We start from the raw sequence: 22,642 nt of genomic DNA on the forward strand, positions 1-22,642 counted from the left end.
TTTTAAAAGGATACTTCCAGGCCGAAAGAATACGATTTCATGACCGGATACGGGTTTCGTGAATCAATTCCGACGCCGGTTTCCGGGTCCCAGCCATCCCACTTCGTAAGTGTGAGCAGGTTTTTTCCGCTCACAAACAATTTGAGATTTTGCATTCTCAGCTTATCCGTCACGGTTTTGTCGAAATTGTACGAAAGCGAAATATCCTGCAGTCTGACAAAGTTGCGCTGGTAATACCCGCGCGCATTACCTCCGACAGGTGACCCCACCCATGGCGTCGCATATTTGGCATCGGCATTACGCGGCGACCAGTAATCATAGAAATCAAACCAATTGGAATTAGTGGCATTCCCCCGGCTGCTGAGATTACCTTGTGGAAAGTTGGCCTTCAGGTAACCGTCCTTGCCGCCCTGGATGGAGTTAACAAAAAGCCGTAGCGTGAACTGATTGTATGAAACCGTATTCTGGATCCCAAATGAATAGGCAGGTTCCGACTGACCCAGGATAACCCGATCGTCAGCAGGCGTATATTTGCCGTCACCATTCTGGTCGACCACGCGGTGGCTGCCCGGCTCGAATCCTGCCGGCCGCTCATCGTTGACCTGGTAAATGCCATTCACTTTATAGTCATAAATCGTCCCGATAGACCGGCCAATGAACAGTCCGCTGGCGATGAGATCGTCTTCCTTGCCGTCGGTATTCAAATCGTCTCCCAGCAAACTCACCACTTTATTTCGGTTTCGCGAAAAGTTCAACGTCACATCCCAGCTCAGGTTTTTGCCTTTTACCGGCGCCCCGTGAACCATGAATTCCAGCCCGGTATTTTTCAACTGACCGATGTTGCTCAATACCGTTGAAAAGCCGGAAGTCTGCGGCAACACTTTGGACCAGAGCAGATCGTAGGTATCGGAGTTATAATATTCAATATTTCCGTCAATTTTACTTTTCAGGATCTCGAAGTCCATTCCAATATTGATCCCTTTTGTCCTCTCCCATCTCAGGTCGTTATTGGCGAGCGTATTTACGCTCCGGCCGACCTGGGTCGTCCCTCCGTCACCAAAAACATATTTCGACTCATCCTCTGCTTTCACGAGAGCCAGAGAACTGTATCGTGCGACCTTATTTCCGTTTTCACCATAACTACCTCTGATTTTCAGGTAATTAATGGGAGATATATGAAAGAAGCGCTCTTCCGAGATTACCCAGCCCAACCCGATCGATGGAAAAATCGCCGTTTTATTGTTCTTGGAAAAACCGCTGAAACCATCCCGCCGCACCGTCGCTTTAAAAAGGTACTTACCGTCAAAGCTATACGTCGCGCTGGCGAGTTGGTATAACAATGATTCTTTCCAAGCGCTGGATTCGATATTCCTGATTTCCGCGAGCGCCAGGTTGTTGTAAGAAAGGTCGAGATCCGAGAACCCGCTGCCACTTGCAGCCGTGCGCTCATATTTGCCGGTATTGTATCCGTACACCGCAGTGGCGCCGATGTTATGCTTGCCAATCGTTTTAGTGTAGCTCAGGATATTGTCCAGGGTTTGCTCATACTGATAAGCATTGTTTTTGAAAGCCGAACCCGTCCGTCCTGCACCGTAGATACTGGAACCGAACTCTTTAAAAAACTTAACATTGTTACCGAAATTCACCCGATAGGTCAAACCTTTGATCCCAGGAATTTTCGCGATCCCGTAGACATTGCCCACCAGGCGGCTCTGGGTTTCGAAGTTGTCGTTGGTCGACTGTAAAAAGGCGTTATTATTAGCATCTCCAACCGGATTGATAACAAAATCGCCATTTGCGTCCCAGGGTAATACCAGCGGTGAGGTGACTGCAATGGTGCCCACATTAGGTGCGTCGCCGGAAAAATCAGTAAATGTACCCGACGTATTGGCTCCGACTGTTAGCCAGCTGGTAACCTCCGTGTCGAGGTTGAGCCGCGCGGTGTATCGTTTATAATTATCATTTTTGATAAAACCCTTTTCCCCGGTATAACCAGCGGAAAGAAAGTAGGTCGTCTTTTCAGAGCCGCCCGAAACTCCGATGCTGTGATTACTGATCAGCGCATCCTGTGTCAGATTGCCAAACCAGTCATAATTGTTGCCTGCGCCGATACCTGCAAGCAAAGGTGGGTTCATATCGGAGTTGATAAAATCCCAGCCCGGATTGGTCTGCGTATAGCCCGATTCCTTTGTGTATGAATTGTAATAATTGATGTCACGTACTTTCTGAAGGTAACCTTCCCGATCCAGCAATTTTGCATTGATAGTAGGTGAAGAGACGGCGAAGCTGCCCGAATAGGTGATCGAGGGTTTCTGATTTGTTTTACCGGATTTGGTTGTCACCAGGATCACACCATTGGCGGCCTGCGAACCGTAAATGGCTTTGCTGCTCGGATCTTTCAAAACATCCACACTGGCTACATCACTCGGGTTGATATCCGACAGCCGTCCGTTAAAAATAAGCCCGTCGACAATGATGAGTGGAGATGTATTTCCGTTTAAAGTAGATACGCCGCGGATATTGATAGCAGCTTCCTGCCCGGCCTGGTTTGTCTGCCCGATTGTCAGGCCCGGCAATGCCCCTTTCAATGATTGTAATATACTGACGTTTGGCGATTCCTTGAAGGCTTGCAGATTAGCTGAAGCGATGGAGCCGGTAAGGTCCTTTTTCTTCTGCGTCCCATATCCGACCACAACTACTTCTCCCAGCAACTTATCGTCCGGCGATACCATCACATCAATTAGATCACGATTATTTACCGTCACTTCCTGGGACACGTATCCCACAAATGAGAACACCAGCACACTATTTGGTGACGACACTTTGGTAACGTACTTGCCATCCACACCGGTGGAGGCACCCGTCGTGGTTCCTTTTTCCACCACATTGACACCTGGCACAGGTTGCCCGCTTTCATCAGACACAGTACCGGTAACCGTCAGCTGCGCAAAAGAAGGCGTGTATACCAGGGTTAAGAGGACTAGCAGGCTTGGTAGCATCGCCAGTTTTAGCAGGGCTGTAAAACACTTTCGCATCGTGAAGTGGTTTATAATTTAATAATGATAAATAATAATTTCACAATACAATATTACTATGAAACAGCACTTTCAGCAACTTTTAGTACAATTAATTTTGGTTTAAATCCTGTTCTATAAAGTCTTAATATTGCTTAATTTATATTAAACATTTTATAAAATCCAATAAATGGCTGTTTTACCCCGGATATTCCTATTTGAAAAATTTTGTTCCGAATTTGAAAATTATTCCATAATACTATAATATTGCCTGGACAAAGAAATTTTAATTTAGCATTATAAAATTATGAACATATTCAAGCGGTTTGACTTGACCGGGAAAACAGCATTGGTTACCGGCTGTAAAAGAGGGATTGGGCGTGCAATGGCGGCGGTGCTGGCAGAAGCCGGGGCGGATATCATAGGTGTCTCAGCCAATCTGGAACTTTCCGGCAGCGAAATTGAAAAAGAGGTTCATGCGCTGGGTCGTCAATTCCGAGCCTATCAATGCGATTTCAGTAACCGTGGGGCTCTTTATAGCTTTATAGAAAAGGTCCAGGCCGACTTTCCGGTCATTGATATACTGATCAATAACGCAGGTTCCATCCTACGCCAGCCGGCACAAGAGCATTCCGACGAATACTGGGATACCATTATCAATACGAATCTCCATGCGCCATTCATCCTCAGCCGTGAGATCGGCCGCACGATGGTCGCGCGCGGGTCGGGCAAGATTATTTTTACAGCTTCGTTACTGACATTCCAGGGCGGCATTAACGTACCTGGCTATACGGCGAGCAAATCGGCCATTGGCGGAATCGTAAAAGCACTCGCCAATGAATGGGCCGGAAGGGGTGTCAACGTAAACGCCATAGCGCCCGGCTACATCAATACCGATAACACCGAGGCATTGCGGAATGACCCCGATCGCAGCGCATCTATTCTGGGCCGCATTCCGGCAGGCCGCTGGGGTACTCCCGATGATTTTAAAGGCGCGACTATTTTTCTGGCGTCCGCGGCTTCAGACTATGTGCACGGAAGCATAATTACCGTGGATGGCGGCTGGATGGGCCGGTAACGCGACTTCATAAAGTGAGGTTATTGAATGTAAATTGTCATATAAAGATTTGACCGAAACACAATGGTACTAGTCATCATCAAGGCGCTGGATATCCTGGAATATGTTGCCCAGGACCCGGACAAGGCCTACACACTTACTGAAATTGCTGAAAAGCTGGAACTGAACCAGGCCACCTGCGCGAACATACTTAAATCGCTGGTGAGCAAAAATTACATTGAACACCTGGGCAGAAAAAAAGGTTACAGGCTGGGCCCGATGGCATTCAACCTCACCAACAACCTTTCGTACAACCAGAACCTGATCATGGCAGCGAAGGATGTGATGGAAGAGCTGACAAACCAGGTCAACGAAACCTCCCTGCTTGGGATACTTCGGAACCAGAAACGCTTTGTACTTCATCTGGTGAACAGCGACCAGGATTTACAGGTACGGAGCCGGAGCGAGCGGAATGTCTACGAAACTGCAACCGGCAGACTACTGCTCGCTTTTCTATCGAGACGGGAGAGAGAAAATTTCATCAATAGCAATGGAATTCCAACCACTGAAACCTGGAAAGAAGCAAATACCAGGGAAGGTCTCGAATTAGCTTTGGAGAAAATTGTTCAGGAAGAACTTGTGATTACCCATTCTGTGAAGCACATAATAGGGATCGCTGTGCCTATTCGTAAAAACGACAGGGTCATCGCGGCACTAAGTATTTTTATGCCTGAATCCAGATTTTCATTGCCCAGAAAAAAAGAAATCATCCAGGCGCTAAGGAATGCAGGAGAGAAAATAAGGCTTCGGCTGGATGTCTGATCAGCAAGAAGCATCCCCCGGGGGAATAGCCTATCATGCACAATCCCGGACCAGTGATTTTCCGGTCCGGGATTGTGCATTTCAATCAATAATTTTTAATAGCCTGTGTTCTGTACCAAGCTCTTGTTGCGGTCGATCTCGGACTGCGGGAATGGCAGCACGTTATTTTTCTCTCCGAAAGACAAAGTGACACCGGCCGGGTTTTTCACAGTCGCCAGTTTCTGCGCTATAATTCCCCAGCGTTTCAGGTCAAAATAACGATGTCCCTCCATGGCCAGCTCAACGCGTCGCTCATGCCGGATAAAATCGCGCAGTTTTTCCTTGGTATTGTACATCGTCTGGCTCACCGGCGGCAGGTTTACACCCGTCCTCGATCTGATCTTGTTCAGGGCATCGTAAATACTGGCATCCGGCCCTGACACTTCATTTTTAGCTTCCGCATAGGCCAGCAGCACTTCGGCGTAACGCATATGTACAATATTCATGTCGGTAACAGTGATCTTCGACCGGTCCCATGGCAGCTTCGAGACGTCCATGTATTTCTTCTGGGCAAACCCGGTAAGGATCGGGTCTGAGGTTGCAAATGTAGAACCATCGGGATTCACATATTTATCACCCGGCACCAGAATGGTCATTTTCAACCTGGGATCTCTTTTATCGTATGGATTAGCCGGGTCGTAGCCCGATGATGCGTCTGTGATCATCTTACCGCTGGCGGTTTCGTATTCATCTACAAGATTTTGATAAGGCTGATTGCCACCATACCAACCGATTTCAACCAGCATACCTTCATTGCCCTGCGGATTGTTGGGCGCCAGGTATTTGGTCGAAAAAATGATCTCCGGATTACCCTGCTGCGTTGGCTGCAAAAAGAGATTGGCATAGCCACCCTGGAAAATTGAAAAGGTATTGGTACCCATGATATCGCTTGTCAACGCCACTGCATCGGCCCAATTTTGCTGGTACAGCCTAACCCTGGCTTTCAGCATTTGTGCACTCGCCTTCACAGCATGACCTGAATAGGCAGTTGCGGGCAATTTTGATATGGCATCGTCCAGGTCTTCCACGATAAATGCCAGCACATCGGCTTTGGGGCTTTTTGCAATTTTAGCGTCCTCAGCGGTTTTTGGCGGTGTTTTATACAACACTACATCCCCAAAAAACTGCACCAGCTCGAAATAAAACAATGCCCGAAGGAAACGGACCTCGGCAATGTAAATGCCCGCCGTTGCGGGTGGCAAGGCCGTTACGCTTCCAACATTTTCCAAAAAATAGTTACAGGCAGCAATTCCCGCATACGGATCATTGTACAATGCCGAGGGCACATTGGAAGGATTGGTAATGCCTATGGTGAGATTTTGAAAACCTATCTGCTGATGCCGGTCATAGGAGTTGTCGGAATATCCGTCGAGGTGGGTCCTGCGGTGTCCGAAAAGGTTACTTTGCAATCTGCGGTACACACCTACCAGCGCCATATCCACATCTGCCTGCGTCTTCCAGAAACTTTCACCGGAAATAGCGTGCAGCGGTTCTCTGTCAAGGAAGCCGTCGTCGCAGGAACTGGTACCACCCAGCACCAAACCTGCCAGCATCGCGGAAAATATAAATTTATGTCTGAGGTTCATTTTTAATATCGGTTTAAATGGCTGTGAATCAGATCCACATGTTTTAGAACTTGATACTTAATCCGGCCGTGTAGATCCGCAGCTGGGGAAATTGGGCAAACCTGCCTGAACCTGCGCGTTCCGGGTCATTCCCTTCGTATTTGGTCCAGGTAACGAGGTTATCCCCTGAAATGTAGATGGTTAACCCCTTTGACCGAATCTTGCTCAATAGCTTCTCATTGAAAGCATAAGAGAGATATAGGTTTTTCAACCGCAGATAAGAAGCGTCCTGAAGAAAATAGGTCGACGTGTAGCCTGCCACACCCGCATAGCCAGTCAGGTAAGTAGCCGGCACTGTATTGCTCGGATTGGTGGGCGACCATGCGTCCAGGAAGCGGGTCGGAGGTGCGGAATTTTGCTGAAAAGGCTCATATCCCCAGCCGCTTACCTGCGTATTGATACCGTGAACGCCCTGGAAGAAAGCGGTCAGGTTAAAGCCTTTCCAACCGGCGTTCACACTGAACGAATAGTTGTATTTCGGAAACCGGCTGATCCGGATCCTGTCCTCTGGCCCTACGGTACCATTGCCGTCGACATCCCTGATTTTCAGATCCCCGGGTTTCAGGGTACCAGAAGAAGGCTGCTTGGGTGAATTGTTGATCTCCTCCTGGCTCTGGAATACCCCGATCCAGTCGTATAAGAAAAAGTTGTTGTAAGGCTGGCCCACTTCTATGGTACCCAAAGTAGGGGCAAGTAGTTTGGTAACCTTATTGTTGAATTTGTGATACAGCACGCTTGCACCATAATTAAATTCCCCAAAACTCTTCCGGTGCCGCAGTTCCACTTCCAGACCCGTATTTTGCATACCACCCGCATTCACGATCGGGGCAATCAAGCCAACACTGCTGGGCAAATCCGCACGGGTGGAAAGAATATCGGTTGTATTGCGCTTATACCAGTCGATCGTCGCACCGAAAAGCCCTTTGAAAATGTCGATATCCAAACCGAAATCCAGCATAGAAGTTTTTTCCCATCTCAGGTCTTTGGTGACCAGACGGGTCAGCTGCGCACCGGTACCGAGTGAATTGGCAAACGGATAAGCCGTCAGACTGAGAATATCCTGATAAGGATAGTTACCTGCGAGATTGATCCTGTCGGCCACACCCACATTGATTTCCTGATTACCCAATACACCGTAAGAAGCCCTGAGTTTCAGGTTATCCATCCAGGACAATGAATTTTTGATAAATCCTTCCTCCGAAATCCGCCAGGCCGCAGAACCTCCGCCAAACGTTCCCCAGCGCGAGCTCACGCGGGAAGTACCATCGCGGCGGATATTACCTTCAATGAAATATTTGCCTTTGAAATCGTAATTCACACGACCGAAATACGACCGCAATGCCCATTCCGATGCCGTGCCGCCCGTTGATTGATTGTTAGGCCCGCTGCCGTCCAGCACCATGATCGACGTATTTGGAAAATCAAACCGGTTACCGGAAAGCCTTTCCGTCAGGTTGTTCTGCTGTTCAAAACCGGCCAAAAGCCCCAGATTGTGATTCGTCCCAAATTGTTTCGTGTAGTTCAGGGTGCTGAAAAAAGTCCTGGTAATGCTTCTGTCCTCCCGCTGCTGCAATCCGAAAAATGTAGGGTTGCCATTCGCTACCTGCACATAATTCCCCTCCGCATTGGGCTGGTAGGCAAACGAAGGAGAACCGAATTGCCTGTTTTTCAGCTGGTCATTGTAAAAGGTGAGACCGGCCTTATTGAGCCATTTCAATCCTTTTAAAATTTCTATTTCAACAAAAGCCTGTGCATTGACATTGTAGGTTTTGGTATACTGCCCGCCTGTCGCATACACTTCTTCCACACTCCTGTTACCCGATCCGTTGGTCGCGAAATCCCTGTTTGTTACCCTGCCGCTACCGTCAGGAAGGAACGGGCCGAATGTTGGCGCAGATGCGTAAGCAAGCAGCAGCAGGTCGTCGTTGACAAGCCAGGGCGCTTTCGCATTTTGGAACGAAAGGTTGAGATTTGTACCCACCCGCACCTTTTTATGTACCTGTGTCGAGAAGTCGATCAGGCCGTTGTAACGTTTGTACAAATAACCTTTCGTGATACTTTCCTGGTCCAGGTAATTGAAGGAAACATTATAAAGCGTTTTCTCATTGCCGCCGCTGAAACCGAGGTGGTGGTTCTGGATCGGACCTTTGTCCAGCACATAATCCAGCCAGTTGAAGTTAGGGTATTGATCGCTGTTCGGGTTGTTCTTATATAAATCGATCTGCTGCTGGGTGTAAATCGGCGCCTGCCCGCTTCTGGCCCGGGCCGAATTGTACATCTCCATATATTGTACCGAATTGGTGATCAGCTCCGGTGTCCTGGTGGCTTCGCTAAGTCCGAAGCTGCCCGTATACTCAATTTCCGACGAGCCCGCTTTTCCTTTTTTCGTTGTGATCAGGATCACGCCATTGGCTGCACGTGCACCGTAAATGGAGGCAGACGCGGCATCTTTCAATACCGTAACACTTTCAATATCCTGCGGAGAAAGGTTTTTGATCGAGGCGATAATCCCGTCGACCAGGATCAGGGGCGCATTGGAAGCACCAAACGAGCCAAATCCTCTCAGCTGGTAAGCAGCGTCATCGCGGCCAGGCTCACCCGTTGACTGGATCACATCCAAACCCGAAACCCTGCCTTGCAGCAAATTCTGCACGTTGGGTACAGGCCGCTCTGTCAGTTCCTTACCCGACACCGTCGTCACCGAACCGGAAAGATTCGCTTTCTTGCTGGTTCCATACCCGACCACCACCACTTCGGAAAGAGAGGATTCTTCGGATTTCAGGTTCACGTCCAGCGTAGTCTGTGTCCCAACCGGCACTTCCTGTTTAATATAACCGATGTAGCTGAAAACCAGTGTAGAATTGGGTTGCACCTGCAAATTGTACTTCCCTTCAGCATCTGTGATCGTGCCGGTGGTGGTACCTTTTACCTGGACACTGGCGCCCGGCAGCGGGGCATTGTCGTTATCAAATACGGTGCCGGAAACCTGCCGCGTCTGGCCGAACGATGTTTGACAAAAAATGAGTAAGACGATAAAAAACGCTTTGGCGAATTTGCCCGAAAGGCCATTCAAATGTGCAGCGTTTACCGGGTGAACGTCGCCTGGGCCGCACAGTCGCCAGGCCGGAAGCCAGCCTGATTTCATCCGGGACCCTGAGTTGTAAATTTGATCCATAAATCTGAAATGGTTAGAAGGAAATTGTTTGAGTAGTGTAGTTATTCAAGGGTAAAGCCGATCAGCTGACATGGGCAACATAATATCAAACACACCGGACGACCTGATTGTAATCAAAAAATGATCTGATGTAACCGCTGATGCCAGGACGAATAGAAATCAGGTTTAATTCACTTTGTCAGGAATATATCAGCGCCAGCCACCGGTTTAAACGACACGCACTTTCATACAAATAAATACTGATTTAGTTCTAAAAAATGATTTTGGGTTGATATCTTGTGATACTATATTTGCAACATCTATCAACTTTCCATGAAACCAAGCTTCTCGATCCTGTCTGACCTTGCCCACTCACGAAGTTCGTTTGTGGTCAAAAAAATTGCGCGCTCCTCGTTCTCTACCGACTTTCACTTTCACAAGGAATGTCAGCTGGTACATATCGTTTCCGGCTCCGGCGTGCGCATTATCGGCCATTCTGTTGAAAGGTTCGAAAAAGATGACCTCACATTTGTCGGCGCCAATGTTCCCCACGTTTGGTATAGCGAACCGGATTCTGAAACCCCCGAGCCGCTTGAAGCAGTTTCGGTGGCACTTTACATTGATTCAGAACAATTTTGCGAGCAAATGCAGGGCCTTGTGGATGTGAAAAAGGTGCAGAATTTTTTCATTGAAGCGCAGCGAGGCCTCAAAATACACGGAGAAAAACGGGCGCTGGTAACCGCGATTCTGGAGGAAATGCTGGAACAGAAAGATGTTCATTTGCTTTCATCGTTCCTGCGCATCCTGGTGCATCTCTGCGACCCGGCTGAAGAAAGCTACCTCAATGCCCCTGACCCGATCTCCACCTATTCGATCCAGCCTCACGGAAGGATCCCGAAGCTGATGTATTTCATCCATCAAAATTTCAAGGATGATATCAGCCTGGAAAAGGCTGCTTCGGTGGCCGGCCTGCAAATTCATGCGTTTTGTCGTTATTTCAAATCCCTCACCAATCGCACATTCTCCGAGTTTCTGAATGATGTGAGAATTGGGTTTGCGTGCAAGCTGCTGCACCAGTCTGAGCTGTCGATCACCCAAATAGCGCTGGAATGCGGATATAGTAACATTTCCTATTTCAACCGGTGTTTCAAAAGGATCAACAAGATGTCCCCCAAAGAATTTCGCGACTCACTGGAAACCCGCAACCGTCAGAAACTCTGAATGCGTTGAACCCAGGAAAATATAAAAACGGGAAGGTAAGCGCCTGCTGCGCATGTACCTTCCCGCTTTATTATGTCAGGCACTTACTTAATACCCCGGATTTTGCTTTAAAACAGCACTTTTATTGATCTCATCCTGCGGGATCGGGAGCAGGTAAGTATTTTCCGGTAACGCAAACTGGATAACAGGAGAAAACGAATACGTTTTCTTGCCGCCTGCCAGCTCAACATTCATTTTTAGTAATGACGTGCTGGCGGGAAACGTCAATTTCCACCTTCTGATATCAAAAAAGCGATGCTCTTCCAGGTAAAGTTCCACTCTTCGCTCATTTTGAATGCGTGCCAAGAGTTTGGCGCCAGTGTCTTTTACAGCGGGCATATTCACGTTTTGGCGCGCCCTGACCTGGTTGATGTACTCGCGCGCGCCCGCTTCATCCCCCAGATTGTAAAGCGCTTCGGCATAGTTCAGAAGGATTTCGGCATAACGGGCGTAAGGCCAGTTCGGGCTCGATGAATTGGTGCTGCCAGGACCATTAACGGATTCGTTTACGAATTTTTTGGTATAATAACCGGTGTAACTCGCGTTCCAGCCCTCATTGCCCTGATTGGAATCCATGCCTTTTGGTAAAAACACCTCAATCTGCCGTCCTTTCCAGGGAGCCCCATCGTAAAGTATGGTTTCATAAAAACGGGGATCACGGTTTTCCCAAAACTTCTCAAGCTTGTAAGTCGGGTCGTCCTTGGGCAGCAGGCCGTTTTTGGTTTCGTAGGTCTCGGCTTGCTGGTGGGTGGGGACGGTTACGGCATGTCCGCCGCTGCCATTTGGAAAGAAGTACCTTTCTATCGTTTCCTGACGGAGCACATCATTGTTCATCACTTTTTCCCATATGACTTCACTATTGAAAGGTACCGTGAAAACTTTACCATACTCCGGATACAGTGCATATAGTTTAAGATCGATCACCGCCCTGGCCGCGTCGGCAGCCTGTTGCCATTTGCCTTTGTCATTGGTTGTGTTGTGCAACGGGCTGGCCGCATACAGCAATGCGCGGGATTTGATCGCGAGACATGCGCCTTTGGTGATACGGCCTTTGTTCGCAGCGTCATGCGCAAGCGGCAGCAATGCAGCAGCCTCATCCAGCTCTTTCACGACATAAGCTGTTATCTCTTCGTACGAACTTTTTTCCACCCCAAATTCATCATCCAGCCCGAAAACATTTTCAATCAGCGGAACGCCGCCGAAAAATGCAGAAAGTCTGAAATAGGAAAATGCCCGCAAAAACTTCATTTCTCCAATCATCCGGTTGACTCGCTTTTCGTCGATCGCCTTCAAAGCATCGAGGTCGGCGCCTTGCAGTTTGTCAAAGAATATGTTGCTTTTGGTGATAATCGTATAATAGTGGGCCCAGGTCCAGTTCAGATGCCCCAGATTGGATGGTGTGATCTGTCCCCGCTGGATCAAATGCGCACCGTCCCGCTCCCGCGCAAACGATTCGTCGGAGGTAACGCTTAGCGAACTGTGGTTGGGCCAGCCCGTACGCATGGTTGCGTAAGTTTCATTTACAAACGCTTCCACCAGCGGAACGTCATTCCAAACTACCAGTTCGGAAACTGCATTAAGAGGTTCTTTTTCAAGAAAATCATTACAGGACGATAGCACAACCAACATGGCACCAGCCAGTAAATGAACCGGTCTGAATTTAAAAATGCTTTTCATATCCGTTATTTTAAAGGGTAATGTTAAAACCAGCATTGAAAATTTTATTCTGGGGATAAAACGAGCCCCTGTCCGCATCTCCCTCAGGATCAAACCATTTCAGTTTGTCCAGGGTCAGGATATTGAACCCGTTCACATAAAGCCGTGCGCCGCTGATGCCTATCTTTTTCAAAAATCCGGACGGCAGGACATAACCGATTTCAACGTTTTTCAAACGAAGAAATGAAGCGTCTTTCAGCCAGAATTCGGACGTTTGCGCGCTTACCTGCGCCGCATCGTAGGTCAGGTTTGGATATTTAGAGTCCGGATTATCTGCGCTTGGACGGTTATCGGCCATTTCCTGCATCACATTGCCGAATAAACCCTGCGGGAACCAATAATAGCGCCACGCATTGCTCTGCCCCTGCAACAGGATCCCGAGGTCAAAATTTTTGTAACCGACAGCGATCTGAGTTCCGAAAATAATCTCCGGCGTGCTGGATTTATCGAGCCTGATCCTGTCCAGGTTGTCAATTTTTCCGTCACCGTTCACATCCTTGTATTGCAGGTCATTGATCATCGTATTCGGAATGTGCGGGGAGTTATCTATCGCTTCCTGGGTTCTGTAAATGCCTAATGGGATCAGGTAAAGTCCGCTGTTGATGTTATGACCTGTTCGTCGCTGCCATTCCGGGACATTCTCGGGTTCGTCGATATCGATGATCCTGTTACGGGCGAAGGACATGTTGGGACGAATGCTGTAATTGAAATTTCCAATCGCTTTGCGGTGAGATAATTCAATTTCGAAGCCCTTATTTTCCACAACACCTATATTTTCCAGCGGCAGTTTTAGTCCAGTGTAAACCGGAATGGAAGCGTCGCGAGCAGTCAGGATATTGCTTCGCCGGGTTTTAAAAACGTCCAGCGTAATACCTAACAAGCCGTCCCAAAATTCGGCATTCAAACCTGCGTTGGTCGTTTTGGCCACTTCCCAGGTAATGTTCGGGTTAGGCGCCACGTTCTGGTTCAAACCTTTGTTCAGCACTTTTCCGTCGCCGAGAAAATACCCGTTGGTGAAACTGTACGTAGACAAATACTGGAATGGATCGATGGCGTCGTTACCCATTTTACCCCAGGAGAAGCGGAACTTCAGGAAATTCATGAAGTCGTTTTTCAGGAAACTTTCATTCGAAGCCACCCAGCCGACGGAAATCCCCGGAAAAAGGCCCCACCGCTTGTCTTTCGGAAAAGCGGAAGAGCCGTCGTAACGCACATTCAGGTCCACCAGATATTTTCCTTTAAAATCATAATTGATCCTGCCGAAAAAGTTTTTCCGCGTAAAATCATTGGCGCTTCCATCTGTTACCTGATTAGCCTCGCCGCCTGCATAAAGCTGGTCAATTGCCGTTGAAATGTAGTTTCTCCGCTGTGCAGAAAAGTAATTGCTGCGGTTATCAGCGAATTCCATGGCCACAAAAGAGTTGAACTTGTGATTGTTGAAGGCTTTAACATATTTCAGTTTCAAGTGACCAATCAGGCTGGACTTGTAGTTCAAACGCTCGGTAAGCTGTGGCTGGGCGTAAAAACGTGCTGCATTGGCCGTATACACATTGGTAGTGGCATTGTAGCTGTACACAGAATAAGGTTTGTTGAATTCCTTGATCTGCTCGCTGTTTTTGTCAAAAGCAACAAAACCGTCCACGCCAAGTCCGTCTACCTGCGGAATGTTCAGGTCAAAAGAAAGTCTGGTCTGGTAAATGTCCGTTTTGCTTTTCCGGTACCCCGCTTTGTCAGAAGCCATTACAATGGGGTTATCCCCCCTTTCCACCCCGTCACCCGGCAAGCCGTTTGGATAAAAGTCAACCAGATAAGGATAATTACGCCACATAGACTTGACAATGTCCGCGGCAACAATTCCGGGAAAGGTGCGGTTTTGTTCCTGAAACGAAAGATCAAGCCCGATTTTCAGGTTTTTAGTGATCGTGGCGTCAATGTTGGAGCGTCCACCAATCACATTGTAATTATTAATACCATTCTTAAAAATCCCTTCCTGATTGGCATAATTTCCTGATACAAAATACTTAACAGCATCCGTTCCGCCGCGTACCGAAAGACTGTGGCGGCTTTGCGTGCTCACATTTTTCAAAGTGGCTTTGGCCCAGTCTGTATTGGGATAGTTCAGCGGGTCCGAACCATCGCGAAATTTCTGGATCTGGTCTGCTGTATATCTTGGCGCCTGTCCCTGTGCCTGCAACTGGTCATTCTGGAACCTCGCCAATGTCTCCGAATCTGCGTAATCGGGAATGCGTGTAGGCGTGGTAAAGCCCTGGTTGAAGCTGTAACTGATCGATGGCTTACCCGATGCGCCCCGTTTCGTAGTGATGATGATAACTCCGTTGGCGGCACGGGCGCCATAAATAGAAGCCGAGGCATCTTTCAAAATGGAAATACTTTCCACGTCCCGCGGGTCTATCTGGTCAAAACCTTCACGGCCGGGAACACCATCGATGACGATCAGCGGGGCGGTGGATGCAGCACTGGTCCCCAATGTACTTTTCCCCCTGATCAGCAGCTGAGCCACATCGCTTCCAGGCTCACCCGAACGGTTAAGCGCCTGTAAACCAGGAAGACGGCCTGCAAAAGAGTTGGAAAGGCTTACCGCCGGAGTTTGCTCCAGTGTCTTTCCCTGAACCGTCACAATGGAACCGGTCACCGTTTTCTTTTCCTGTGCGCCATAACCTACCACCACAACTTCACCGAGTGCCTTCACATCGTCTTTCAGCTCGACGTCCAGTGTGGATTTACCAACCACGCTGATGCTCTCGCTCAAAAAGCCTACGTAGCTGAACACAAGGACCGCATCCTCAGCAACCTTGATAGAATATTGCCCGCTGCTGTTGGTAATAGCAGCATTGTTTGTTCCTTTTTCAAGCACATTCACGCCCGGTAAGCCACCGTCGAGAGAGGTAACCCTTCCGTTGACCGTCCTGGTCTGAGCGTAGGCAAGGTTCACAAGAGCGACCTGCAGCAGCAGGGCCGTCAGCAAATAAATGCCGCCTTTCCTGGCTGATGCAATCAAATCATCGTAATACTTTTGCATAGTAAATTAGTTTTAAAATAGTTTTTCACGATATAATGCAAATAAAAGCAGGCAGCAGGAATCCTGTCTATGATGAAAAACCTTCATCATATGCTTATTGGATCCTGAATTTTGGCAGTAAGAATCCCCGCGTACACTTTTCGTCCGGCTGGATGAAAAGTGTACGCAAGGCAAAACAGAATGTCTGGTAAAGAAGCTTGTTAGTAGAAAACCTTAGTCTTTCAGAACTTGCAGATAGTCCTGATATGCGCCCTCGATGTCGGTTTTTTCACCTTTTGATTTGCAATAGATCAAAACACCATAACCGAGTTCAAATTTCTCGCCTTTTTTTACAGCAATGGAGCTTTTTTCTCCCTGTTTCATGGCTTCCCTGCCAAAAGCATTGGCGGCCATCAAACCATAGTCACGGGTATGGAACCAGCTCGGGCGGAAGTTCCCGGGATCCGGCATAACGGTAACACCTACGTTTTTATCATCAACAATACCACTGTAATCCACCCATTTGGAAGCTTTCCCCCAGGTTCCGGCCCCTTCTTTGAGACCTTCCGCATTGGTCAGATGCCCCTTTCCGTATTGCACGGTAAACTTCGTATTCACACGCACGCCAAGGCCCATTTCCTCCTGATCCCCGAAAGCCAGGTCCGTTGTCTCTGAGGAAAAAGTACTGTTGGTGAGCAGCAAAGTACCAGAAGGCCTGATCAGAATCGTGTATTTTACCAGCTCTGCCAAAAGCCGGTCTTTTCCATCCGCGGTCATATAGTAATTCCTGACTGTGAATGTGCCCGATCCGGCACCGCCTTTGGGTTGTTCCACAAACATTTCATGCTCCACTTTGGATTTCAAACGCCAGTAATCATTGCCGTTGATGTCGCCAAAACTGAGCCATATTCCGGGATGAAACGTGGCGTGGTCCTTCGGATCGCCTTCCTGCGGCGGGTAATTGCGTGTGACCTGAATCCCGCAGGAGGATTTTACATGGGCAAAATACGGCCGGCTGATCTTCGGGTCTTCGTACACGTAGCTGGCGAAGGGCTTTCCGCCAATGGTAATCGTCAGTTCTCCGGGTTTTTGCTCAAAGGCAACCACAGGCTGGCCGGAAGTTTTCTTCGGTTTTTGTGCAATTACATCGGCGCCGACTAGCAATATCGTGCAGATAATTACACTTAAAACACTTGTAAATTGCTTGAATCGGGTCTTTAAAGTCAGATTTTCATTCATATTGAAGGCGTTAAGGGTTGAGTGATAGCAAGCGTTTAGTTTAACCTTTCCAGGGAAGTTCATAGCCTTTCCGGTATTCCCTGCCGAGCAATGCATTGGCCTTGGCATCGTAGCCGGGAGATTTGATGTTCACCTTAATCGGGTCATATTCGAGCGAAGAAGCGCCGATACGGGTTGCAATGTTGGCCAGAAGTGCCATATTGGTTGCAATAGCTCCTTTTTCAATGGGTGAATGCAGTTTCAACGGATTGTTTTCTCTCACCGCAGTCAGGAAATTCGGCATAATCGCCTCCACCTCATTGGGAGACTCAATTTTGATCTGCTCTTTTCCTTTGGTCACCACAACCCCGGCGCGGCCGAATTCCATCTTGCCATCTGTTCCGTAAGCCACATTGCCATTGTCGTGGCCTTCCAGGTTATAGGGTGTCCAGAGGCGCATTTCCCAGATGATCTGCGTATCGTCGTATTCGAAAATCGTGGTTTGCGTATCCGGTGTCTGGTGGTCGTCATTGTAATAATACTGGCCTCCTGATGACACAACGCGCTTCGGATACCTGTCACCCAATGCCCAAACCGCCACGTCGATCTGGTGAACGCCGTCGTTGGCTGCGTCGCCGTTTCCATATTCCCAGAACCAGCGCCAGTTGTAATGCCAGCGGTTTTTAGTAAAAGGTACTTTCGGCGCTGCACCCAGCCAGAGATCGTAATTTACGCCTTCGGGAGCGGGTTCCGCCTGCGCGCGGCCAATCGCCTCGCGGTGCTGGTGATCGATAGCTTTGATGGTATGTACTTTACCGATGATACCGTTCTTTAATTGCTTCATGCCCTCCATGTGCGCACCGTTACTGCGGCGCTGCGTTCCGTGCTGCACGCATTTATTGAAATGCTTCGCGGCTTTCACCAGCAAATTGGTTTCCCTGATATTATGACTGCAGGGTTTTTCAACGTAAACATGCTTTCCCGCCATCAGCGCCCACAATGCAATGGGTGTATGCCAGTGGTCCGGCGAAGCGATAGACACAGAATCAATCGATTTGTCTTTCAGCAATTCCCTGAAATCGGCGTATTTTTTGATTTTATCCGCATTAGGCAAATCTTTCGTCGCTTTTACAAGCTGCTGCGGATCCACGTCACAGAGGGCCACGAGGTCGCAGCCTTTGGTATTGACAAAACCTTTGATATGGTTCCGGCCCATACTCCCCGTTCCGATAATCGCGTGCCGGATCTGGTCGCTGGGCGGCGTCTGCGCCCACGCACTCTTAGCTATATACGGCGCTGCAATCACGCCGATTCCCGCGGATTTGATAAAGTCACGTCGGGTTACCTCCGGAAGCATTGTGTTGTCTGCGTTGTTTTTCATTTTACAGGATTTAGCATGAATTGTTATTGCGTATTCATTTCATCTGATGATGCACCGGATATTCCCATATCGACTCCGGCCAGACGTAGCTCCCCGGTTTCAACGTAAGGAAAATGTCTTTCTGCTCTTCGATCCGCATTCTGATAGAACCGGGACCGAATTCGTGGGTCGGGAAAAAGCGTGTGTAATTCAGTCTCTGAATGATCGAAAAGGAAGTAGAACCGCCTTCGATGATCAATTCATCCACTTTTGAACGGCTCAGCACATTTTCAACCACGTCTGCAATCGCCTTCCTGATTTTAGCCGGAAGATTTTCCACCTCCCCGCATTCCAGGTTATCTATTGCCAGTATTACTTTATTTTTCTTTTCGAGGCTATCGATCACATCCGCTGTCCATGCCGAAATAAGCCTTTCATCCTGGTCATCTGAACAAAATAGCTTTTCAGGCATATAAATAACCTCCTGCCCCGATTCCTTCGAAGCCTTTACCAGCAACCGGCTGTCTATAAAAGCACTGCCGCATACATACAGGATTTTTTCCCCCAGATGCACCGGGTTGAATTCTTCTTTTCCTGCATCCTTCCGGCCTCTCAGAATCGCATCAAAAAACCCTGATCCACCCGAGGGGATGGTCTTCTCGTCCACTTTTTTAACCCATGCTTCCAGGTCCTCCAAAGTGGAAGTGTTCCCGATCATCAGCCCTTTTTCCGCCAGCTCGTCATGGGTTGAAATCACACAGATATCCGTACCTGTTTCTCCGCCAATCAAATCAATCACTTTCGAAGAAACCCTTTTTTTAACCGTTCCGTTTGTAAAACTGAATTCATTCAGCGGCATTCCGTCGTAATAATAAGTCCCGTCTTTGATCGTCCGCTTTAAAACCGGATTTGCCGGGATCAGCAATGCCCTTTCTTTGCCGGAAACATGCAGCTGCGCCAAAAGCTCTTCGCCTACATTACCACGCAGGATCGAGTCCATTTTTTTATAGATGAATTCAGGTTTCAGCGCCAGCAGGTCCTGTGTTGTTTTTTTGATCAGATCTGCCGCCTGTGCGGGGGCCTGCGACCGGGTATCGGTAGCAATGATCAGAATGTCCGTTTCCACACTGCTATCTACCTTAGTGTCAATCACAACCCTGAAACCGTTGCGTATTCCTACGCCTCCGATCTCGGCCGCACCGGTAAAGTCATCTGCTATGACAGCTATCATAAATGCTAATAAGATTGAACCTTGTTCTCAAATAGTTTAACGGCATACTCAATGGCGAGCAGCATCGCATCGGCACTCGCAATGCCCTTTCCGGCAATTTCCATGGCAGTTCCATGGTCTACCGAGGTGCGGATAATAGGTAGTCCCAGGGTAATGTTGACGCCTTTCACACTGTTCATTTTCTGCGCCTGATCGTCCCACGTAAACCCGACCATTTTGAATGGAATGTGGCCCTGATCGTGGTACATCACCACGCAGCCGTCGTACCGGCCGCCTATTGCTTTCGGAAAAAGGGTGTCGCCCGGAATGGGGCCGGTTACGTTGTAGCCGCGGCTGACAGCCTCTTCAATCGCCGGAATGATCTCCTCTTTTTCCTCCCAGCCAAAAATCCCGCCGTCACCTGCATGCGGGTTCAGGCCTGAAACTGCAATCCTGGGTTCGCGGATTCCCAATTGTACACAAGCCTGGTGCATCAGCTCGATCGTGTCCAGTATCCTGTCCTTTTTTACGAGGTCACAAGCCTGGCGCAATGAAACGTGGGTTGACACGTGAATCACACGCAAATCATTCTCCACCAGCAGCATAGCATACTTTTTGGTACCGGTATAATGCGCATAAATTTCGGTATGCCCCGAAAATTCGTGTCCCGCCATGTGAATGGACTCTTTGTTAATGGGGCCTGTCACGGTTCCGTCGATCTCACCTTTCATGGCCAGATTAATCGTTTGCACCACCGTTTGAAAAGCCACGTTGCCAGCCATAGCAGACATTTCGCCTTTTTTCAGCTCCGCCAGATCCACATTTTCCAGATCGTAAACATCGATTTGTCCGGGTAAAAACTCCGCCTGGCTCATGGCTTTCACTGCATTGACTTTCAGGTCCAGCCCGCAAAAACGGACTGCATCTTCGATCACACGCGCGTCGCCTACTACCAGCGGCCGGCAGGTATTATATATTTCATGATTGGCAAAAGCTTTCGCTGCAACCTCCGGCCCGATACTCGCCGGGTCGCCCATTGTAATGCCTAAAATTGGTCTCTGTTCGTTCATCACTTGATAGTGTTTATTGCTTCCAGATCGCCGAATTGCGATAATGTGAAGTTTTTGATAGATTTTTCCTCATCGGCTGCCAGCTGAAACATCGGAGGCAACATGCAGGCTTGGCATAATCCGTAAGCCGACATCATTGCTTTTAGTGCGGGCAGAGAATAGCTTAATGTACGGTCTTTCTGATAGATCTCTGAAATCCTATCGGCTTTAAGCTGCGCATTTTCAGCGACCTGCCCATTTCCCTCAGCCACCGATCTGCTGAGTGTATCATACAATTTCGGGGCAAGATTTCCGGTACTCGGAATGATACCATCGGCACCCAGCTGCAACGCACGAAGCGACTGCGCCGCCCAGCCCGTCAGAAAAGCGAAATCCGACCGGTCTTTCCAAAGCGAAACGGACCTTTCCAGCCGCTCCACACTTCTTTCCGAATCTTTAAAACCAACAATATTGGGATGCGTACTAAGCTGCTCGACCACATCCAGCGGAATAGACAAATGTGTTGTGGCCGGAATGTTGTAAATAATCAGCGGCGCAGGCACTTTATCCGCCAGCAGCGTGAAGTAACGCAGCATCTGGTCGGCATCGGCCGGGTAATAGCTTGTCATGGTAGCTACAAAAACATCCGCGCCCAAATCCTGGTAATGATGTGCATCTTCAATGGAATCGGTGACCGCATTGCCTGAAATACCTGCATAAACAATGCTTCTTCCAGCCGCCGCTTTCACAGTTGCTTCCACCAGTTTCTTTTTTTCAGCCCTGCCGATCGACGCGGATTCACCCGTTGTGCCCAATATGAATGGGGCCGCACCATTGCTGGTAAGGTAATGCACCAGTTTTTCTGCGGCAGGCACGTCAATGGTCAGGTCTGCGTGCACCGGCGTGATCATCGGTACCACTACCCCGCTAAATTTTTTCTTCATATTCCTGCAAATTAAAAGCGCTGGTGTATATTTTTTCTGCATCGGCGAGCGTGATCTCGCGCGGGTTGTTTTTCAGTAACCGCTGGATCGGCATCGCACCGGCTGCCAGTTTTGCTACCGCCTCCAAGGGAATGTCCACGTCCGCCAGACTGGCCGGCAAGCCGCAGTTTTTGATCAGCTCCTTGATGATTTGCACACCAGAATGGGCTATTTCCTCCTGCGAGCCTGTGGCGGTGCTACCCAAAGCGACTGCAACCGCGGCATAACGTTCGGGGGAAGCGGTAAGATTAAATTCCATCACATAAGGAAGCAACAATGCAACCGACAGTCCATGCGGAATGTGGTATTCTGTACTGAGCGGGTAAGCCAGCGCGTGGACCGCAGCTGTGTTCACCGGCCCGAGGCACATGCCGCCATACATACTGCCGAGCGCCACGTTGGTACGCGCTTCCGCATCCGCACCATTCTGATATGCTTTCAGTAAAGAACTGCCGATCAGTTTCACACCCTCCAATGCAAAGAGATCAATCACCGGGTGCGCAAATTTGTTGGTATAAGCTTCCAGACAATGCGCCAATGCATCAATCCCGGTCGCCGCGGTAACCGACGGCGGCACGGTCATGGTCAAAGCAGGGTCGATATAGGCTGCGTCGGGCACCAGTTCGGGGCTTATCACACCGATCTTACTTCCCTTCGAATTTACAAAAATCGCATTGGGAGAAACCTCGCTTCCCGTTCCCGCGGTAGTAGGCAGACAAGCTACATACGTACTGCGCTTTTTCCGGAAGCCATCGCTAAGAACCTCATCCACTGTTTGTTCACTATGCAGCTGCGCCGCAATGAGCTTGGCGATATCCATCACACTTCCCCCTCCTATTCCCACCACGCTATCCGCCTCAAATGCTGCTGCTTCGTTAATAAGCCTTTCAAAATCATCAAAAGTGGGTTCATCCACAATCGTAGTATTGATGCACGTAGCGACGCCGGCTGCCGTGAATTGTGACAAAGTATCCCCCAGCTTCTCCACCATTGGCGAGATGGTCACCATATACAATCTCCTGTGGGAAAGTTTCAGGTAATCCGCCACAAACTGATCCAGGCTATCAGCCCCAAAGACAACCTTACCCGGATTGAAAATTTGAATTTTGTTCATTT

The 22,642-nt window shown here is 48.8% G+C and carries 14 protein-coding genes; 3 read left to right on the top strand and 11 right to left on the bottom strand.

Annotated elements, in window-relative coordinates:
• Positions 1-2 precede the first annotated feature (2 nt).
• A complete protein-coding gene (locus FXO21_RS00730) occupies positions 3-3,035 on the bottom strand; it encodes a SusC/RagA family TonB-linked outer membrane protein (RefSeq protein WP_149638301.1) in 3,033 nt (1,010 codons plus the stop codon).
• A gap of 286 nt (positions 3,036-3,321) precedes the next feature.
• On the opposite strand from FXO21_RS00730, the gene FXO21_RS00735 reads away from it, so the two are divergent.
• Positions 3,322-4,092 carry an SDR family oxidoreductase gene (locus FXO21_RS00735; RefSeq protein ID WP_149638302.1) on the top strand — a complete coding sequence of 257 codons (771 nt, stop codon included), beginning with the start codon at positions 3,322-3,324 and terminating at the stop codon, positions 4,090-4,092.
• A gap of 63 nt (positions 4,093-4,155) precedes the next feature.
• On the top strand, positions 4,156-4,893 hold the full coding sequence (locus tag FXO21_RS00740) for an IclR family transcriptional regulator (RefSeq protein ID WP_149638303.1): 738 nt from the start codon (positions 4,156-4,158) through the stop codon (positions 4,891-4,893).
• Positions 4,894-4,988: 95 nt separating this feature from the next.
• On the opposite strand, the gene FXO21_RS00745 is transcribed toward FXO21_RS00740, so the two are convergent.
• Both FXO21_RS00745 and FXO21_RS00750 read right to left on the bottom strand, forming a co-directional pair.
• Positions 4,989-6,518: a RagB/SusD family nutrient uptake outer membrane protein gene (locus FXO21_RS00745; protein ID WP_149638304.1), complete on the bottom strand. Its 1,530-nt coding sequence runs from the start codon at positions 6,516-6,518 to the stop codon at positions 4,989-4,991.
• Between the two features lie 43 nt (positions 6,519-6,561).
• On the bottom strand, positions 6,562-9,732 hold the full coding sequence (locus tag FXO21_RS00750; protein WP_225865508.1) for a SusC/RagA family TonB-linked outer membrane protein: 3,171 nt from the start codon (positions 9,730-9,732) through the stop codon (positions 6,562-6,564).
• A gap of 312 nt (positions 9,733-10,044) precedes the next feature.
• Here FXO21_RS00750 and FXO21_RS00755 point away from each other — a divergent pair, with 312 nt between their 5' ends.
• On the top strand, positions 10,045-10,932 hold the full coding sequence (locus tag FXO21_RS00755) for an AraC family transcriptional regulator (protein ID WP_149638305.1): 888 nt from the start codon (positions 10,045-10,047) through the stop codon (positions 10,930-10,932).
• An 87-nt stretch (positions 10,933-11,019) separates the two neighbouring features.
• On the opposite strand, the gene FXO21_RS00760 is transcribed toward FXO21_RS00755, so the two are convergent.
• The 8 genes from FXO21_RS00760 to FXO21_RS00795 all read right to left on the bottom strand — a co-directional run bounded on the left by FXO21_RS00760 (position 11,020) and on the right by FXO21_RS00795 (position 22,640).
• On the bottom strand, positions 11,020-12,648 hold the full coding sequence (locus FXO21_RS00760; RefSeq protein ID WP_192579134.1) for a RagB/SusD family nutrient uptake outer membrane protein: 1,629 nt from the start codon (positions 12,646-12,648) through the stop codon (positions 11,020-11,022).
• Positions 12,649-12,658: 10 nt separating this feature from the next.
• Entirely contained in the window at positions 12,659-15,727 is a 3,069-nt protein-coding gene (locus FXO21_RS00765) for a SusC/RagA family TonB-linked outer membrane protein (RefSeq protein ID WP_149638307.1), read from the bottom strand.
• A gap of 213 nt (positions 15,728-15,940) precedes the next feature.
• Positions 15,941-16,945 (bottom strand): DUF6807 family protein, encoded by a 1,005-nt coding sequence (locus FXO21_RS00770; RefSeq protein WP_192579135.1) that lies wholly within the window; start codon positions 16,943-16,945, stop codon positions 15,941-15,943.
• Positions 16,946-16,985: 40 nt separating this feature from the next.
• Positions 16,986-18,305 (bottom strand): Gfo/Idh/MocA family protein, encoded by a 1,320-nt coding sequence (locus FXO21_RS00775; RefSeq protein WP_149638309.1) that lies wholly within the window; start codon positions 18,303-18,305, stop codon positions 16,986-16,988.
• A 34-nt stretch (positions 18,306-18,339) separates the two neighbouring features.
• Positions 18,340-19,515 (bottom strand): four-carbon acid sugar kinase family protein, encoded by a 1,176-nt coding sequence (locus FXO21_RS00780; protein WP_149638310.1) that lies wholly within the window; start codon positions 19,513-19,515, stop codon positions 18,340-18,342.
• Positions 19,516-19,520: 5 nt separating this feature from the next.
• Complete coding sequence (gene pdxA / locus FXO21_RS00785) at positions 19,521-20,564, bottom strand: 4-hydroxythreonine-4-phosphate dehydrogenase PdxA (RefSeq protein ID WP_225865509.1); 1,044 nt, start codon at positions 20,562-20,564, stop codon at positions 19,521-19,523.
• A complete protein-coding gene (locus FXO21_RS00790) occupies positions 20,564-21,487 on the bottom strand; it encodes a dihydrodipicolinate synthase family protein (RefSeq protein WP_192579136.1) in 924 nt (307 codons plus the stop codon). Before FXO21_RS00790 ends, pdxA begins: the two co-directional genes overlap by 1 nt.
• The gene (locus FXO21_RS00795) at positions 21,471-22,640 is read right to left on the bottom strand and encodes an iron-containing alcohol dehydrogenase (protein WP_149638312.1); all 1,170 of its coding nucleotides are present in this window, start codon (positions 22,638-22,640) and stop codon (positions 21,471-21,473) included. The genes FXO21_RS00790 and FXO21_RS00795 overlap by 17 nt, the downstream gene beginning before the upstream one ends.
• Positions 22,641-22,642 lie beyond the last annotated feature (2 nt).

The sequence above is a fragment of the Dyadobacter sp. UC 10 genome (assembly GCF_008369915.1).
In the GTDB taxonomy this organism is placed as follows: domain Bacteria; phylum Bacteroidota; class Bacteroidia; order Cytophagales; family Spirosomataceae; genus Dyadobacter.